Annotated in this window: 18 protein-coding genes and 1 rRNA gene; all 19 read left to right on the forward strand. The window is 47.8% G+C overall.

All coding sequences use genetic code 11. The features are described 5' to 3' along the window. The first annotated feature begins 171 nt into the window (after positions 1-171). The 19 genes from rrf to ACXAFQ_RS19710 all read left to right on the forward strand — a co-directional run bounded on the left by rrf (position 172) and on the right by ACXAFQ_RS19710 (position 17,559). Positions 172-287, forward strand: a 5S ribosomal RNA gene (gene rrf, locus ACXAFQ_RS19620). A 709-nt stretch (positions 288-996) separates the two neighbouring features. Continuing rightward, positions 997-2,049 carry a GHMP family kinase ATP-binding protein gene (locus tag ACXAFQ_RS19625; protein ID WP_474825074.1) on the forward strand — a complete coding sequence of 351 codons (1,053 nt, stop codon included), beginning with the start codon at positions 997-999 and terminating at the stop codon, positions 2,047-2,049. Between the two features lie 23 nt (positions 2,050-2,072). Further along, positions 2,073-2,852 (forward strand): glycosyltransferase family 2 protein, encoded by a 780-nt coding sequence (locus ACXAFQ_RS19630; RefSeq protein WP_474825075.1) that lies wholly within the window; start codon positions 2,073-2,075, stop codon positions 2,850-2,852. An 11-nt stretch (positions 2,853-2,863) separates the two neighbouring features. Further along, the gene (locus tag ACXAFQ_RS19635) at positions 2,864-4,294 is read left to right on the forward strand and encodes a class I adenylate-forming enzyme family protein (protein ID WP_474825076.1); all 1,431 of its coding nucleotides are present in this window, start codon (positions 2,864-2,866) and stop codon (positions 4,292-4,294) included. Between the two features lie 34 nt (positions 4,295-4,328). After that, positions 4,329-4,916: a chorismate--pyruvate lyase family protein gene (locus tag ACXAFQ_RS19640; protein ID WP_474825077.1), complete on the forward strand. Its 588-nt coding sequence runs from the start codon at positions 4,329-4,331 to the stop codon at positions 4,914-4,916. Positions 4,917-4,930: 14 nt separating this feature from the next. Further along, the gene (locus ACXAFQ_RS19645; protein WP_474825078.1) at positions 4,931-5,179 is read left to right on the forward strand and encodes an acyl carrier protein; all 249 of its coding nucleotides are present in this window, start codon (positions 4,931-4,933) and stop codon (positions 5,177-5,179) included. Then, positions 5,172-5,753 carry a serine O-acetyltransferase gene (locus tag ACXAFQ_RS19650; RefSeq protein WP_474825079.1) on the forward strand — a complete coding sequence of 194 codons (582 nt, stop codon included), beginning with the start codon at positions 5,172-5,174 and terminating at the stop codon, positions 5,751-5,753. Before ACXAFQ_RS19645 ends, ACXAFQ_RS19650 begins: the two co-directional genes overlap by 8 nt. Before the next feature lie 11 nt (positions 5,754-5,764). Further along, positions 5,765-6,313: a serine O-acetyltransferase gene (locus tag ACXAFQ_RS19655; protein WP_474825080.1), complete on the forward strand. Its 549-nt coding sequence runs from the start codon at positions 5,765-5,767 to the stop codon at positions 6,311-6,313. Further along, the gene (locus tag ACXAFQ_RS19660; protein ID WP_474825081.1) at positions 6,314-7,162 is read left to right on the forward strand and encodes a sulfotransferase domain-containing protein; all 849 of its coding nucleotides are present in this window, start codon (positions 6,314-6,316) and stop codon (positions 7,160-7,162) included. Continuing rightward, positions 7,150-7,827 carry a hypothetical protein gene (locus tag ACXAFQ_RS19665; RefSeq protein WP_474825082.1) on the forward strand — a complete coding sequence of 226 codons (678 nt, stop codon included), beginning with the start codon at positions 7,150-7,152 and terminating at the stop codon, positions 7,825-7,827. The genes ACXAFQ_RS19660 and ACXAFQ_RS19665 overlap by 13 nt, the downstream gene beginning before the upstream one ends. Beyond that, on the forward strand, positions 7,820-9,211 hold the full coding sequence (locus ACXAFQ_RS19670; RefSeq protein ID WP_474825083.1) for a glycosyltransferase family 4 protein: 1,392 nt from the start codon (positions 7,820-7,822) through the stop codon (positions 9,209-9,211). Before ACXAFQ_RS19665 ends, ACXAFQ_RS19670 begins: the two co-directional genes overlap by 8 nt. Further along, a complete protein-coding gene (locus tag ACXAFQ_RS19675; protein ID WP_474825084.1) occupies positions 9,201-9,809 on the forward strand; it encodes a serine O-acetyltransferase in 609 nt (202 codons plus the stop codon). The genes ACXAFQ_RS19670 and ACXAFQ_RS19675 overlap by 11 nt, the downstream gene beginning before the upstream one ends. 12 nt (positions 9,810-9,821) lie before the next feature. Continuing rightward, on the forward strand, positions 9,822-10,565 hold the full coding sequence (locus tag ACXAFQ_RS19680; RefSeq protein ID WP_474825085.1) for a nucleotidyltransferase family protein: 744 nt from the start codon (positions 9,822-9,824) through the stop codon (positions 10,563-10,565). 7 nt (positions 10,566-10,572) lie between these two features. After that, a complete protein-coding gene (locus tag ACXAFQ_RS19685; RefSeq protein ID WP_474825086.1) occupies positions 10,573-11,634 on the forward strand; it encodes a beta-galactosidase in 1,062 nt (353 codons plus the stop codon). Between the two features lie 19 nt (positions 11,635-11,653). Continuing rightward, the gene (locus ACXAFQ_RS19690) at positions 11,654-12,262 is read left to right on the forward strand and encodes a metal-dependent hydrolase (RefSeq protein ID WP_474825087.1); all 609 of its coding nucleotides are present in this window, start codon (positions 11,654-11,656) and stop codon (positions 12,260-12,262) included. A 14-nt stretch (positions 12,263-12,276) separates the two neighbouring features. After that, positions 12,277-13,431, forward strand: coding sequence for an efflux RND transporter periplasmic adaptor subunit (locus tag ACXAFQ_RS19695; protein WP_474825088.1), 1,155 nt, complete (start codon positions 12,277-12,279; stop codon positions 13,429-13,431). After that, positions 13,421-14,767, forward strand: coding sequence for a TolC family protein (locus ACXAFQ_RS19700; protein WP_474825089.1), 1,347 nt, complete (start codon positions 13,421-13,423; stop codon positions 14,765-14,767). Before ACXAFQ_RS19695 ends, ACXAFQ_RS19700 begins: the two co-directional genes overlap by 11 nt. Next, the gene (locus tag ACXAFQ_RS19705; protein WP_474825090.1) at positions 14,768-16,252 is read left to right on the forward strand and encodes a flippase; all 1,485 of its coding nucleotides are present in this window, start codon (positions 14,768-14,770) and stop codon (positions 16,250-16,252) included. Next, positions 16,252-17,559: a tetratricopeptide repeat protein gene (locus ACXAFQ_RS19710; RefSeq protein ID WP_474825091.1), complete on the forward strand. Its 1,308-nt coding sequence runs from the start codon at positions 16,252-16,254 to the stop codon at positions 17,557-17,559. The genes ACXAFQ_RS19705 and ACXAFQ_RS19710 overlap by 1 nt, the downstream gene beginning before the upstream one ends. The last annotated feature ends 2 nt before the right edge of the window (positions 17,560-17,561 follow it).

The following is a 17,561-nucleotide window of genomic DNA, read 5'->3' on the forward strand; positions in this document are numbered from 1 at the left end:
CAAATACGAAGAAGCCCGCTCATCTGAGCGGGCTTTTTTGATAAACATCGGCACTGTAACGGCAGGCGGTGAATGAAAAATTTTAAAGGATGATGAGCAATCTCAGTAGGTCGTTTTCCTCCTTTCTAAGAACCGAGAAATCATTCGGTTTTTATATAAAAAAGTTTTATGCCTGACGGCAATAGCGACGTGGTCCCACCTGATCCCATTCCGAACTCAGAAGTGAAACGCGTTAGCGGCGATGGTAGTGTGGGGTTTCCCCATGTGAGAGTAGCACACCGTCAGGCTCCCATTTCGAAAAAAGCCCGCTCATTTGAGCGGGCTTTTTGCGTTTATAACCTGACCCTTAATAGACATTTCCCAACACTTCATTTCTAATGATTATGCTCGCGTGTTCAATCTTTCATTCTGGTGAAATTTTGCACTAATTTAGAGCGGATTTTTTTGCCCAATAAAAAATACAAAAAAGGTACTACTGATCCAGAAGAGAAACTCAAAAGTGCTGTTTATATTTTTTACACTTTATAGTTCGTTAAGTTAAATATTTATTTATTTTCAGATGTTTAGATTTTCTTCGAGAGTCACCAGACCGGCATAATCCATAAAAAATTTCTAATACATTTGCCTCATATTGCTCAGTAATCATCTGGTTCGCAAATAGCCCGGTTAGAAAAGAATCGATTTGGTGCACGAAAAGTTTTATAAATGTACTGTAGCCATAGCAAATCAAGTTTTCACTTTTATTATTGGTCATTGAATATTTTGATTAACTCAATGATTTTTATGATCTATATCCGAGATCTCATTTTCGGAATATCTGAGTGGTACTAATATTGCTCTACATTTACACAATATAACTATTATTAAGCATTCCGATTCTACAATCGAAGAGTGCTGAAAAGTCGCAAAGGGTCACCTATAGGAAGTATTTGATGATGCGACGCGCTGGTATTGCTATTACCCCGGTTATGCCAGCATTCATTCAAGGATGTAAATATGGAAATTTATCGTTCTCGAGCTCCGTTACGTATATCGTTCGCTGGCGGTGGTACAGATGTAAACCCTTATGCTTCTCGCTATGGTGGACTTGTTTTAAATGCCACTATAAATAAATTCGCTTACACCAGTTTAGTCCGTAGTGAGCAATCTGATATCTCTGTCACTTCATACGATTTTGACAAGACGACCCATTTCTGCAGCTCAACGCTTGAATCACCCTTTTCCGATGCCTGTTTTGTGCGTTCAGTTTACAAACACCTCATGGGCCAGGCATGCGGCTTGAAGGTTATTACACACAATGACGCTCCTCCTGGCTCCGGGCTGGGTTCATCATCAGCAATGATGGTCTCAATTATTGGTGCTTTCAATGAGATGGAAAGCCTCTCTATGAACGCTTATGAAATTGGCCGTCTTGCTCACGATATTGAACGACTTGAACTTAAACAGCTGGGAGGAATGCAAGATCAGTATGCAGCAGCTTTTGGTGGCTTCAATTTTATGGAGTTTGACGGCGATAGCGTACTGGTAAATCGTCTTAAGATTGATCCTTGGGTGGTTCGCGAACTCGAGTACAACATGATTTTGGTTTATACCCAAAAGTCTCGCTTGTCCTCCACCATCATCGAAGATCAGATTAAGAACGTTAAGGATAAAAAGGCTTCGAATATCGACGCTATGCATCAGATCAAGCAGCACGCCTTAGATATGAAGCGAGTTTTACTACGAGGTAAGACAAACGAGTTTGGCGAATTATTACATGAAGCCTGGCAGCAGAAAAAGCAGATGGCGAATTCCATTACCAATCCAGAACTCGATGAGATGTACGAAGCCGCAAGAAAAGCAGGTGCTATTGGCGGCAAGGTAAGTGGTGCCGGTGGTGGTGGTTTCATGATGTTTTACTGTGAACATAATAAGAAACGGGAAGTGGTTTCCGTGTTGGAGAAGTTGGGGGCGCGCGTTGAGAGCTTTAAATTTGAGCTTGATGGAGTTGAATCGTGGCGTAATCAGCGTGTTGAGCAGCATCTCAGACACCGTCTGATGATAGCGTAGATGAAGGGGTAAGGGACTAAAAGATGAACAGTGGAAGTGCCACAGCGACAGTTGACTTTATAGACACGCATGAAGCGCCGAAGAAGCGTATTGCAGTGTTGGAATCACCGGAGAAGCTTTCTAGCGTATCGATTATTTTTCCGGCGTATAACGAACAAGAAAATATTACTCGCTCAATTCAAAATGCAATAAAGGCGTTCTCGAAGTATTTTCATACCGTTACCATCATTCCTGTTAACGATGGTGGAGAAGACAGTACGGGCGAAATCATAGATACACTTGCAGCATTTGATGAGCGAATCAAACCGATTCATCATCAATATAATCAGGGATATGGCGCAGCTTTACGTAGTGGTTTCGCTGCTGCAAAGAATGACTATGTTTTCTTTTCTGATTCAGACGGTCAGTTTGATTTAGAAGAAATTACCCGTCTGCTCACTTATGTAGATAGCTATGACCTGATTCTTGGATACAGAGAGAATCGTGCCGATCCCTTTCATCGACGTGTTAATGGTTGGGCATGGTCAAGCCTGGTTAGATTTTTATTCAAGATAAAAGTCAAAGATATCGACTGTGCTTTTAAATTGTTCCGTCGCGATATTTTCGATGTGATCAAACTAGAAGCTGGCGGGGCCATGGTTAACACCGAGCTTTTGGCATTAGCTAAGAAGCGAGGTTTCAGCATGATTAATGTGGCGGTTAGTCATTACCCAAGAGAAGCCGGCGAGCAAACGGGCGCTAATCCTTTCGTTATCCTGAAAGCATTCTACGAGCTGTTTAAACTTCACGCGAAGATTTCCTGAGGTAAGTGTTCATGTTGTACAAACATTTTTATACACAGGTCCAGGAGCATCCTCATAAAGTTGCTCTTGTATGTGGGAATCAGGACCTGACCTTTTCTGAATTAAATGGCCTGGTAAACAGTATCGCTTTGCGCCTTGGTGAAGAAGGGTTGGGTAAAGGTAAGGTCATTGCAACATCACTTCCAGCTGGTATAGAGCTTATAGCGACCATGCTAGCTTCTTTCAAAATTGGCGCTTGTCTTTTACCGCTGAATTCAAAGTTCACTGACACCGAAATCACGGACTATTTGTCACGTTCTGAGGCATCCCTCGTTGTAGCACTTGCCGAAGAAATCACCCGTATCGCCAGCTTGTCCGTTGAGCTTTCTACATTAGCATTTGAATCAATAGAGTCTGCAGATGGAAATAGTTTAATTGAAGATGATGACGCTCACGCGCCGGGTCTCGTCTTGTTCTCATCTGGCTCTACAGGTAAGGCTAAACAAGTTGTACGAACATATCGGCAACTCATTGCTGAATATGAAGCATTCACGCAAACGGCATTGGTCGATGCCACCGATGTATTCCTGTGTTCGGTTCCTTTGCATCATGCCCACGGTTTTTCAAATGCGTTTATGGCTTCGCTACTCAATGGTGCCAAGCTGGTCATCACGCCAGGTGAATTTAATCCTCGAAGCGTGATTCGAGCGCTTGAAAAACATGCTGTCACGGTTTACCCCTCCGCAACATTCATGCTTAAGATGCTAGCTTCGACACGGTTAAAGCAGCAACCAGACTTATCACAACTTCGTTTGGTCTTTACTGCCGGTGCTCCCTTGGCTGATGAGATTCGTGAGGCCCTACAACAAACTTTGACTGTTACCGCCTGTCAGCTTTATGGGTCTACGGAAGCCGGCGCCATTGCACTTAATATTGGCGATGCACCCGCAAACTCGGTAGGGCGCCCTCTAGAGGGATATGTCGTTTCAATAATAAATGATGATGGTATGGAATGTCCGCCAGGAGTGGAAGGTGACATAGTGGTGCAGAGTCCCTCAGCTGCGACTGAATACAAAAATAATCCAGACGCGTCTGCTGAGACATTTATCGAAGGCAACTATGTCACAGGGGATATCGGGTTTAAGAACGTTCATGGCGACCTCTTTATCACGGGGCGTAAAAAGCTACTAATCAATGTTGCTGGGTTAAAGGTTGACCCGATTGAGGTTGAAAAGGTACTCATGGCCCTCGAACCGGTTCGCGAGGTGGTGGTACTTGGGAAACCAGACAACGACTACGGAGAAGTGGTAAAGGCGGTAGTCGTTGCTGATGATCTTACTGAAGGTGATGTTGTGGCGCACTGTAAGGCGAATCTCGCTGAGTATAAATGGCCTAAGATGATCGAGTTCAGAAGTGAGATACCCCGAAGTCCATTGGGAAAAATACTAAGAAAATACCTGTAACACGAGCAATGGACGCGACAGAAAGGAAGTCATTATGTTGAAAGAACATTTCAGAAGCAGAGGATTCATTGAGGGTGGCATTGTTCACAATATCAATGACGACGCAATGGATATGGAAGCGTTGCCCCCGTTCCTGCGAACGCTACTGGTGACGGATGGAACGGTTACCAAAAGCCTGGAGGCGTTTTTCTGGGAGAAAATTCGCGTTGAAAAACAGTGGCAAGAGCCGGTTTGGCTAACGCAGGCTCTACCACTGATCAACGCAAATGTGGGCGACCACGCACTTAAGCGCGATGTTATTTTAAAAGGCGAAACCACGTCGGATATCTATGCTTTCGCCACCTCTTATTTGCGCATGGATTTACTAGATGATGACGTCCGTAAACAAATGCTGGACGGCAAAATCGGTATCGGTGAATTGCTCCGGGAAATAGGCCTGGAGACCTATCGTGAGATCGTCGACTTTGGCCGCGAAGTGTTCCTGGCCAATGAATATACCTCTGGCGCACCGGAATACGTCGAAGCGATATATCGCACTTATATTATAAATATCAGCGGCAAACCGGCGATGCAGATCACCGAAAGATTCCCAATCCGCTTGTTCCAAAAGAAAGCTAAGTAATCAGGAAGCATACTATGAGCAGTCAACAAGAAATCATCACGTCTTTACGAGCAACACTGACAAAAGTGTGCAAAAAGGACTTCAGCACTATAGAAACAGATGCTCCGCTGAATCTGGATTCGATAAATCGTATCTCACTAATTGTGGAGCTTGAGTGGGTACACGATATTGAAATTGAATCTGATGAACTGGACCCAGAAGTATTCGAGACGCTCAACGCCTTATCAGCTTATGTTGAAGGTCAGGTAGAAGCGCGTGTTTGAGTTAATCAAAGGCGATCTTAAATTCAAGCAGGACTGGTTTTTGAGCCAGAAGAGCTGGTTTGTGAAGAACGTCAGAATTTTCCTCGACCCGGGTACCGTCGCCAGTACCGTTTATCGCTATGGTAGTTGGACCCGCACCATTAAAGTCAGCTTCATTCGCGTGCTATTTCGCATTCCCTATTTTTTTCTAAAAGCCATCGTGGTAACCGGGTTTGGTATCTATATACCATCAAAAGCAAAAATTGGAAAAGGCTTCACCATTCACAACTTTAGCGGCATTTTTATCAGCGAAGGTGAGATGGGGGAAAACGTGATTGTGTTTCAGGGCGTCACTATTGGTCACCTACGCGGCCAGCCCGAGCCGCCTAAAATTGGTAACAACGTGCTAATTGCGGCCGGAGCGAAAGTGCTCGGTAGTGTCACCATTGGCAATAACGTGGTGATCGGCGCCAATTCGGTGGTGATTAATGACGTACCGGATAACTGCACGGTGATGGGAAATCCGGCGCGTATCATTTCCAGAGAAACCAACTGGATGAGCGAAAAGCTGGCAGGCAACGACAACAATTATTAACGAGATTACAGATGTTTGAAAATCTTAAAGCCGATGCCCGTCAACGCTTAATCACTACTGACCAGAACGACGAGGGTATCAGCCGGCTATTGAGCTTCTTTAGCAGAACCTGGCTGGCCACCTGTGTTTATCGCTTTGGCAGGTTTGCTGGTGATGCGAGAGCAAAACCATTGAAGCTAGCACTAAAGGTGCTCTATTACCCGGTGTTTTTCATCACTCAGGGGCTCACTGGGATCAGCATTCAGGCACATTGTCGCATTGGCAAAGGCTTTGCCGTTAATGGCACTGGCGGCGTTTTTATTCTGGCTGAAACCATCGGCGAGAATTTTACTGTGGGTTCCGGGGTGACGGTAGGCAATGTGCGGGGAAGTAAAACCCTGCCGGTGATTGGCGACAACGTATACATAGAGCCTGGAGCAAAAATCCTGGGCAGTGTGACCATTGGCAACAACGTGATTATCCGCGGAAACAGCCTGGTACTTACCGACATTCCAGATGACACCATGGCGGTAGGCAATCCGGCGAGAATAAAAAAGAATGCGCAGGCAGTGGAGAGCTAAATGTCACAGCAAGATTTTAAAATGGATTTTATTGGCATTGGTTCGGGCAAGTGTGGCTCGACCTGGTTGTTCGAAAATCTTGTACAACATCCCGAAATATTTGATGGGAATCCGAAGGAAATTCACTACTTCGGTGACCTGTATGAACAACAAACATTTGACTGGTACAAAGGGCTATTCAATGGCGCAGGGGATAAACGTAAAGGTGAATTTTCTATTAGTTACATGTACCACCCTGACGCCGCGGAACGCATCTACCAACATTTTCCCGATGTGAAAATTATCGCTATGGTGCGCGATCCGGTTGCTCGCACTTATTCAGACTTTCAGCATTTCATTCGTAAGGGCGATCTGCCACCTGACTATCCGTTTTCTCAATATATCCAAGACGAAGGAAAGCTTCGCTTTGGGTACTACACCGATTATCTGGTGCCGTTTTTTGAACGTTTTCCGAAAGAAAATATTCTGGTTCTGGTGCTTGAGGAAATGCAGCACGATCTCGCCGAATGCTACCGCAGAATATTCGAGTTCATTGGCGTAGAGGATATCAGCTTTCTGCCCGAAGGCGTGGAGGAAAAGCGTAATCAGGCAGTGAACTATCGCTTTCTTAAACTCGAAAATATTCTGGTGCGATGCTATCGCTTTATGGCGAGAAGAGGCATGACTGGTTTTGCAGAACAACTAAAACGTTCCGGCGTGGCACAAATGGTGCGTCGCTTTAATGCGAAATCAGAACCCATACCGGATATGGACGCAGCTTCAAAAGAAGAACTAAAAGCAATATTTGAGGACGAGCAGCTTCGCTTAGCCAACTTACTTGGCAGGGAGGGGCAGATATGGACACGATAAAGCTCGACGGTCTGGTATCTCTCATCAACAAAGCGCCAGCATTACGTCGAATTATTTTTCCCGGACCTTCAGTAGCACTTTGCTCTATGGGCGGCGTGGGCTCTACGGCGCTGGCCCGACATATCGGTTCTATTGCAGACAAAACGCCCCGCGAACATGCCTACTCTCCAGAGGTGTATAACGACGAGAAGCAAGTGAAACTCGGGTACGTATTCGGTAATCCTTACAACAGCGTGCTGTCGGTATTCCGCCGTGGTTATCAGGGCATGCATGCGAATGCCATGAACGCTAATAGTCCGACTACAGCGCCTGCATTAAAAGGCGTTTCGTTGGAACAATATCTGGCAGGGGGCGAGGATGCCTTTCATCTCGACCGGCAACTGAGCAACTGGGCCGACCCGGCTAAAACCCGGCATCCGGTAATGCTGATCAAATATGAGGCGCTGGCGGAAAATATCGATGAGGTACTGGCCTTTTTCGACTGCAATAAACCCTTTACGGTGAAGCAGCGCAAATCGGCCTGGCAGTCACAGCCGCAACCAATCATTGATGGCCTCGAAGCCATGTATGGCAGCTTTGCAAAAAAAGTAGAAAGCATGCCGGATATCTTAATTATCAATCCATCGAGGATCAGAGAAACAGAAGCAGAAGTACAGCATGGATGAGTCAGTAAAACACAAAGTCGTCATGGTGGCAGCCTGTCCGTTTCCGGCGAATCACGGTTCTCCGGCATCCATTCGCGAGATGTCAGAAGCGTTGGTCGAGCAGGGGCATGAGGTGCATATTCTTACCTATCCCATTAAAGAGGATATTCCGGTAACTGGCCCGAAAATTCACCGAGTGTCATTTCCGTTTTTGAATAAAAAGCGGGTAAAAGTCGGCCCGGCATTAGAAAAGTTTGTCTACGACCCGCTGATGGTTTTCCGGCTTATCTGGTTAATCTGGAAGTATAAAATTGATGTGATTCATGCGCACAACTATGAAGGCGCGTTAATTGGCTGGTTGGCCAAATTGGTTACCCGCAAGCCCATGCTTTATAACGCCGTTAACAATATGGTCGATGAGCTTGTGACCTATGATTTTATCTGGTCTAAAGGTTTTGCGATGAAACTGGCCAATCTGCTGGACAAAACTATCCCGTTTACCGGCGATTACGTTACCGCAGTGTCTGATTCGCTGAAAGACTATCTGGTTAAACTCGGTGTGAAAAAAGAAAAGATTCAGGTGCTCCCGGCGGGCGTGAATCCGGGGATGTTTGAAACCAATGATAAGTCGACGCTGAGACAAAAATACGGCTATGGTGATGACGATAACATTGTAATTTACACCGGTAGTCTGGATGCCTTTCAGCGCATTGATTACCTGCTGGAAGCGACAGCAGTGATCAAGCCGAAGTTTGATAATCTCAGACTGATCCTGGCGGCCAATATCGTCAATCCGAAAGATCTGGAAACGATTAAAACGAAGATTGCCGAATTAGATATTGGTGACATCACGGATATCGTAGAAGGTCTGAAGCTGGAAAAACTACCTGATTATCTGGCGTTGGCGGATGTGGCCACGCTGCCCCGCACTGACTGCCCGGGTCACCCGGTAAAAATTCTGAACTACATGTGCGGCAATATTCCCATTGCCGGTTTCACCGGTGCAGCAAAAGGGCTGCATCATATGAAAAATGCGGTGCTGGCTGAAGATCATAACATTGAGCAGTTTGCTGAAAGCATTGAATGGTTACTGAATCGCCCTGCGATGGCCGAAAAAATTGCTACCGAAGCACGTAGAACTTTAGGTAGTCTGTACGAATGGGATGTATTGGCGCGGGGCATTGCCGTGATTTATCAGATGTTGCGGAGCGGTGATTATGAATCCCTGCAGCCGGAGTTGAAGCGCTATATCCGGCAGAGCTATCAGCCAAGGTTCTGGGAAAACCGGCAGATGGATGCGGATGCACTGCCTGCAGATATCCGAGAGCAGCGCAAAGGCGAACGTAGACAAAATGTTGTGCGCATTGACTTTATCGAACGCCGGAGAGTAGTCGATGCCGAATAGTGTTTCTGACAACGCGGTTGTCGATAACGGTTTTGCAGCGCTGCGTGTCGATCTCAGGCGCAAGCGTCGTCACTATACCCGTATAGATAACCTTGTGAACAAGTACATCAAAATGACGTTGCAGTGGGGCTCGCTGGCAGTGATGGCGTTTCGTCTGCGCCAGCAATGCCATGCCGTGAAACCGGATATTCTCGCGGTGCTGTTATCATTTTTTGCCTGGCTCATCGAAGGTGTGCTGCGATTATTCACTGACTGCCGTATTTCACCTACGGCGCAAATAGGTCGCGGACTGGTTCTGCATAATTTCGCAGGAATTGAAATCGATCCTGCATTGGCTGGCAACAATCTTACGGTGAATCAGAACGTGTGCATTGGTCGTGATCACACCGGAGAAGGCAAGCCTACATTAGGTGACAACGTGTTTGTCGGCGCGGGTGCGAAAATTCTGGGCGCGGTAAGTATTGGGAATAATGTGGTGATTGCAGCCAATGCGCTGGTCATTTCATCCATTCCCGATAATTGCTCTGTAGTAGGAAATCCTGCGAAGATAGTCTCGCGGGGGGTAACTAGTGATTACCTCAGTTTCGATACTGAGTAACGGAGAACCAGTATGAGCTCAAAAGCCATTATTCTGGCCGGTGGATTAGGCACCCGGCTGCGTGAAGTGTTGAGTGACGTGCCCAAGCCTCTGGCACCGGTAAATGGCATTCCCTATCTTGCTTACATGGTGAACATGTTGTATCGCAAGGGTATTCACGACATTGTGATTGCAGCAGGCTATAAAGCTGAACAGTTCGATACTTTTATCGCAGATCAGCAGGACGCGCTACCAGGCCTCAAGCTTGCCTTAGTCGTTGAACCTGAGCCACTGGGAACAGGGGGCGCGGTGCGCTACTGCTACGAGCAACACCCTGCAAAGCACTATTTTATTTTCAACGGCGACAGCTATTGCGACTTCCGTTTTTCCAAACTGCGAGATACCGCTTTTGAGCGAGGCGCTGCCATGGTGGTCGCGCAGGTGAATGATATCAGTCGTTACGGCGAAGTGGGGGTTACCGCCAGCGGCCGTATAACGTCGTTCCACGAAAAGCAGCCAGAGCAACGAAGTGGCTGGATAAACGCTGGGATTTACAGTATTCCTGCGAGTGTGATTGCTGCGATGCCGGCAAACCAGTTCTTTTCGTTGGAACAAGAAGTGCTGCCGTTATTGGTGAAATCGGGTTTGTACGCGGTGAAAGCCATTGGTCCTTTTATCGACATCGGTATTCCTGAAGACTACCGGCAATTTACGGTAAATCCGTCGCACTATTTTCCGGTGTTGCCGCAGTGGTGCGGCATTAAAGCTGCAGGATAAAGACAACATGCACGGACGCGAAACTTCATTTTCTTTCTGGATTATTCTAACGCTGATATTACTTGTCGGAGCAGGTGCGCTGGTGCCTGCTAGTGCAGAAAGTGAAACGTCAACAACCGCTCCGCCCAACGGTATTTTCGTTAGTTCCGGCCCTCGCATCAGTGATAAAGTGTTATCTGCACCTTTTGTGCACGGCAACCTTATCCGTGTTGGCTGGGATGATATTGAACCTGCAATCGGGCACTATGATTTTAGCGCCATAGATGCACTGATCAATCAGGCAAATAGGCACAATAAAAAGGTATCGCTCAGCGTGCTTAATGGCCCCAGAGCACCTGCCTGGCTTTATGACGCTGGTGCGAAGCCTTTTTCTTATGAATTTAAAACCCGTTACTCTGAAAGGGGGAACCGGCAGGAACGAATTCCGTTACCCTGGGATACTATTTACCTAAAGCATTGGCGTGCCCTCATCGCCGCATTAGGCGAGCGCTATCAAGACGAAAGCGCAATTGCTTTGGTGCACATCACGCATTCTTCTAAAAACGGCTTCGAGATGCAGTTGCCCGAGCAGCGGGTCAATGGCCGCAGAGAAAATGTATCTAGCGGTCCGTGGCATGAGGCGGGCTATACCGTCGAGAAGCATATCAACGCATTGCAATCTATTATCGATGCGTATGTAAGCGCATTTCCCGTCACGCCGCTGGATATTGAAATTCATCCAGTGCTCGATTCTTACGAACCGGCAGACGCCGTTCTTGAATATGGTTTGCAACAAGCAGGCAAGCGATTCGGTCTGTTCTCGGCATGGTGGAGCGGGAAGTCGCAGCGCTGGAATGCGCCCCTTTATCCGTTTCTTGAAAAGGCATGCGAAACATCATTCTGCACGCTGCAACTCATTGGTAACCAAACCCGACAGCCGGAACGACTGCTAAAAGGCAGTGTGAATGCAAGCATAGAAGCAGGAATGGCGTTGGGGGCGAAGTATTTTGAAGTATGGGATGTGGATGTGCGCAATCGGGAATTGGAAGCATCGCTGGCGGCCATTGCCGAACAACTCGTTAAGCCGTAAGAAGTAAGCAGGGAAAATAATGGCAAGCACACTGGGCCACGCATTATGTGGCATTGATTGTCTGATGGTTGGCAGAATCATAGCACCACACTATGTGACGCGCTTTTCTGTACCACTGGTATTTGCCGCCGTTTTTCTGGCTAATGCGCCTGATCTGGACTTACTGGTGGGGCCACTGATTGGTGAGCATCATCATTATTTCCATGGGCAAGCAACCCACTCCATCGTGTTTGCACTGCTAGCAGGTGCGATATTCTGGCTGATTGGCCGGGTATTCGGTGTTGATGAAAAGAAAAATCGATTTTTTGCGTTGTTGGTAGGCTTCGGCCTCATGAGTCATGTTGCTGTGGACTGGTTTACCGGTCCGAACCCGGGCTGGCATCCAAGCTTTGGTACTGTAGTGTTGTGGCCATTTGCGGATGCCCGTATTCATTCACCGCTGACCTTGTTTCTCGGGCCGCATCACGGCTCCATGGAAGAATTTTTATCTCTGCATAATCTCTGGGTCATGATTCGGGAAGTGATTATTTTTGGTGGCTTTGGACTTATTGTCTGGCTGATGTCAAAGGACATTCGGGAACAAACTAAGCAGCTGGTAGTAAATGTGTTCAGTGGTAATTTCAGGTAGTAAAAGTGGCTGTTATGGAAGAGACAAGTAATAAAACAAAATCGGAAAAAGTCATTTCCGTCGCTTTGTTATTGGTGCTACTCATTGCATTGGTTGGCATGGGGGCATGGGCGATGAAAATCGTATCTTCGCACCTTAAGGCCACCAGTCCATCCTTTGCCCGAGATAAAAATGCGCCAATACCGGTCAAAATTGTGCGCGCAGAATCAGCGCCGGTGTCCTCAAGCCTGGTTACTCAGGCAGTGTTAGTGGAGAATCAGAGTCTGCCTGTTTACCCGGGGTTTCAGGCTATGGTTGAAACCGTACATGTGGAAACCGGTGAATTGGTGAAGCAAGGTCAGCCGCTGGTGTCTTTCTATCCGGATCTGATTAAAGCCAAGCTCGAACTGGCTGAGTCTATGGTGGAGATTGCCGAAGAAGAAAATAGTGCTGCCCAGGATAACTTTGAAAAAGTACAGGCATTGTTTCGTAAGAAGCTGGTGGGGCAAGACGAACTGTCCAAAGCGGCACTTGCCGCGAAACAGGCCAAATCCTCGCTGCTGACCAGCCAGTACGAACTGCAAACTGCAAAATCTGATTACTCGCAGATAACCATAAATGCACCGGTTGGCGGCGTTGTTACCTCCGTTAGCGCATTTGCCAATACCACGGCAAGAACTTCCTCGCCGCTGGTCACCCTGAGCGTTACCAATCCTATTTATGTTGAAGCGAAAGTCGCGCAACGGTTTTATGCCGAGTTGGCGCTAGGTCAGGCGGTGGATGTCAGTCTTGATGCGTTTCCGGAGCAGACCTTTTCGGCCAGCATACTTAGAATTGGCAGCGAGGTAGACGAGCAGTCTGACGCACTTTCCGTGTTTGCTCGTCTGGACAATCCGGATCTGATATTGCGTCCGGGCATGGGCGGGGTCGCCTCGATAAAATTACTTGAGCAGGGTCAAGACGCTGTTCGTATTCCCGCTATCGCATTGCTTGGTAGCGACGGACGTAATGCATTTGTGTTCGCCGTGGATGAGAGTAAAACCGCAAGACTCAATGAAGTAACACTTACTGGCTATGAGCAGGGCTATGTAGGTATTCGTAGTGGCCTCAAAGCTGGACAGGACGTGGTTGTTGTTGGACAACAGGCATTAAAAGATGGAGATAAAGTGGAGGTTGGCGATGCGCTTTAATGGTTTGGTTGGATTAGTCGGGCTGACGGCGTTTTCAGTATCAGCAGACGTAGTGATCCCATCGTTTGAGCGGGTTTCTGTATTGGTTTGTGAAGGAAGTGACGTTACTGCAGCTGCGAAAGCGCAGCTCGATGTGGCGCAGGAGCGGGTAGCAACTGGAGAGGTAGCCAAATGGATGCCTGATCTCACGGTTGGCGTAGATGTTTACGCAGCCCGGGGGGAGCCCACCAGCTTCTTCGCCATCGAAAACGGACCAGTGCAGGATCCCGCCATCCCCAATGTGTATGAAAAAGGTCAGGCGTGGCTGGGCAAAGTCGATATGAAGTGGGGACTTTACCGTGATGGTCGCTGGTTGGGCGAAGATGGTTTGGCAGAATACCAGAACCAGTCTGGCTACGATGTTGCCATGGCGCAGTTATCGTCTGCCCAGCAGGATGCTTATAAGCTGGTAAGTCAGTATTACTTCAACGCTCTAACCTACAGTGCCCAGATTGATTTGCTTGAGCCTGTCACTAATCAACGCCACAAACAGTTAGATAACATGAACGCCACGCTGGAAGCGGGGGTGACGACCGCCGATGATCTGGTTGCTGCTCGTGCGGGTTACTACAACTTAAAACAAAAGCTGACCGATGCCTACCGTCAGCGAGAAATGAGTATTCGTTATCTGTCTCTGCTAACAGGCCAAGATGTCACCTTAACGGCATTTGAAGACGGTAAAGCCAATAAGGAACTTCGCAGCGTCATCGAAAAAGAAGTTGAAATCGGTGATATCAATACGCTCATTGGTGCCCAACCAGATATCAGCATGCTGCGTGCCCAGCTCGAACTCGAACATCAAAAGCTGGCCACCCAGCGCGGTAAGCTAAAGCCATCGATGAATCTATATTTAAAACTGCGAAGCGGGGATAACTTCGAGTCTGCTGTAAGAAAGGACTACGGAGAAGTGGGGTTATCATTTGAATATCCGTTGGGTGCCATACCTGCCAATTATGGTGAATCCCGTAGTCTACAAAAATCCATCACAGCGGTGAGCACTGAACTTAAATATCTTGAAAAGGTGAAGGCACTGCAAGCCGAGGCTATAAAAAATGGTATCGACAGTGCCCGTAGCAAGATAGAAGTCGCTGAAATGGAGTTGGCCAGGCGCGAGCAGGTTTGGCAGAGCGAGAAGGAAAGGGTAGGAAGTGGTTTGAATAGTCTGGAAGCACTTATTCAGGCGGAAGATGACCGTATCAATGCTTATTTGAATCTTCTGGGCGCCTTTAATGCCGCATGGATGAACTATGTGGATGCTGTGCTATTTACTAATACCGCCTGTGGTAGCCAAGGCTAAATGAGCGGTAACGGAAACGTCGCTAAAAATCTGCTTTACGTTTTCGCCAGTGAAGGCGTGGGCGGCGTACTCAGTTTTCTGATCCTACTGCTGTGCGCCAGTTTACTGGGTGTTGAAGCGTTTGGTGTGTTTTCCTTTATTCTGGCCATTACCAGTGTCTGTCAGCTGGTGGCTGATTTCGGTCTTACAAATTTAATCGTCCGCGAGGTCGCCAAAGATAAAAGCAAAACTGCTTATATTATGGGGAATGTGCTTACGCTGGCGTGGTGTCTGTCGGCAATCATGTTTGTAATCATAACTCTTGTTGGCTGGGGGCTACTCGATTCAACAACCTCGTGGTATGCCTGCATCATCATGGCGGCAGCAGTACTTGCTACTTACCATTCCGTCGTTTATTCGTCGGTATGCCGGGCGTTCGAAGAAATGGGCTACAACGCGTTTTGCTTTGTCGCGCATAAAATCATTTTGCTGGCCCTGGCATGGTGGTGGGGCGGCCCGTCATCGCCATTTAATTCCCCCTTACTGGGTATTTGCTTCGCCTATTTGGTCGCCAATTTGTTGCAGTACCTGTTCTTCTTTACGGTGGTTTCGTTACGTTTCGTAACGATCCGCTTTGGTCGCGACGGGCACTATGCGCTGTCACTGTTTCGTGCTGCCGTGCCGGTGGGTGCATCCATGGTCGTTCGTCGCCTGACGCTGCAAGTGGATGTGCTGATCCTGTCGGTGATGCTCGGCGCTACCGCCATCGGCGTGTTCAGCGCAGCCTACAAAGTAGTGCAGATGATCGACATGATTCCCTTCGCTTTATGTTTGCCATTGTTCCCGGCCTTTTCCCGGCTTGCCGCGGGCGACGCAGAGCAATTGAATGCATTTTTTCTTTTGTGCCTTAAAGGGTTTGTTCTGCTGGCGCTGCCACTAACCGGGTACCTTTTCATTTCAGCGGATAGCCTGGTTAACCTGTTCTATGCGGATGAATTCGCAGAGGCCGGTGGATTACTTCGCGTTCTGGCGTTCACCGTATTTGGCCTGTTTATTAATATGCTGTTGAGCTACTTGTTTGTGGCTCTTAATCATCAGCGCTTTTACTTACTTGCGGCACTGGGGTGTTTAGCCGTGAATGCGCTTGCTGACGTTGTCCTTATTCCGCTGGTGGGTGTGCAGGGAGCAGCATGGGGAACGCTGTGCGGGGAGCTTTGCTATTTTATACTGGCTCTGAAATTCCTGAAGTGCTGTGAGATTACCGTTAATTGGTTCTCACTTTGTTGGCGTCCGGCATTCATTTCTATTTTATGTTGTTTACCTGCTTTGTTGTGGTTACCTCAAACGTTCTGGGACCAGATAATTTTCACCGTCGTATTTTTCTTTTTGTATTTAGTAGGGCTGTTTGCATTCAGAGTTTTCAGTGTTCAGGACGTCTCAGCGCTGGTAGCCCGTTTTACCAACCGGCAGTCGTCAACGCCGTCGGCGAGTGAAGGCAGCGCGTGATGAAAGCTGTAGCGACGTTGTCATTTCGTTCTCTCATTCATCGGGCCCTACCGCCGTTACGATTTGCTGAGAATTATCCGGCACTACTGCTTGCAGGTGCCTTGCTGATGTTGGGGATGTCTGGCGTGTGGGTGAATATGCCACTTTCCGGTAGTAGTCGTTTAGCTGCGCTGACCCCCGCAACCCGAGATATCCTATTGCTTTCAGCAGGTTTGATGGGGCTGTTTCTTTTGGCCACAGCGATGAAAAGGCCATTGGTACGCCTTGTCATTGCGCTAAGCCTTTTTGGGTTTGTTTTCACCCTTGCCCAGCAAGTTAGCTTTTTCGACGGCGCTCATTTACTGCAATATATCACCGAAAGTACGCAGTTCCGGGAAATGCAGCATGTACTAGCGCTGCACGATGTACCAAACGCCGGGCGGTCAGTGGAAACGCCGCTGGTATTCGACGCTTACGCATTTTCCGACCGCCTCGCTGCCACAACAGGCATACTGGGTTGGGGACCAAAACTTGCCTTGTTAATGACGGTTCTGCTTACCGTATATGCCTGGGCCAAAGTCCATCGCTGGTTGCATAGTTCTTTAATTGTGGTTGTGTTTATTGCTGCGCTTGTACTATTAAATGGCACCGGTTCAGTACTGCTGGCTTACCTGAAACTCAATCAGGGTATTCGGGACTTAAATGACAATAAAGTGGAAAATGCCATCGTGCAGCTGGCAGAGATCACAGAGCTAGACCCGGTTATAGCATTCTCTACAGGCTTTCCTCTACTGAAATCTTACGTGGCGTATCAGGTAGAAGGGCCTGAATCTCCCTTGGCAAGTGCTTATGTGATGAGCCAGCGCCTGGCGGCCAATGATTTCAACGGCGTGCTTGCGCTTCACGATGTATTGCTGAGAACGAAGAATCACGCCGTATTGCGTGATAATGCAATGGACCGCGTGGAAGTTGCAATGACTCAGACAGCGCTGAATCGAATGGCATTGCTGGCATTGTGGGACAACGATTGGTATCGCGCGGAAGATTACTATCAACAGGGGCTGCAAATAGGGCGTAATGCTGCTTCTGAACTTGCGCTGCTGTATATCTACAAGGAGACCCGTCAATATGAAGCCTGTAACCTGTTAGCGGATAACCTGATCCCTGCGATCAGCAACCGCTCCGTTGAAGCCGATATCTGGACCACAAAGGGGGATTGCCTGGGGGCCAGCGGACGCATTCTTGAAGCCCGTGACGCTTATGAACATTCCATTCAGTTAGACAGCGATAAAAACTACCGGGCGGTTAAAGGCCTGAGTGGCTCCTGAGG

It is taken from the genome of Alteromonas sp. ABH2_165 (assembly GCF_056159945.1).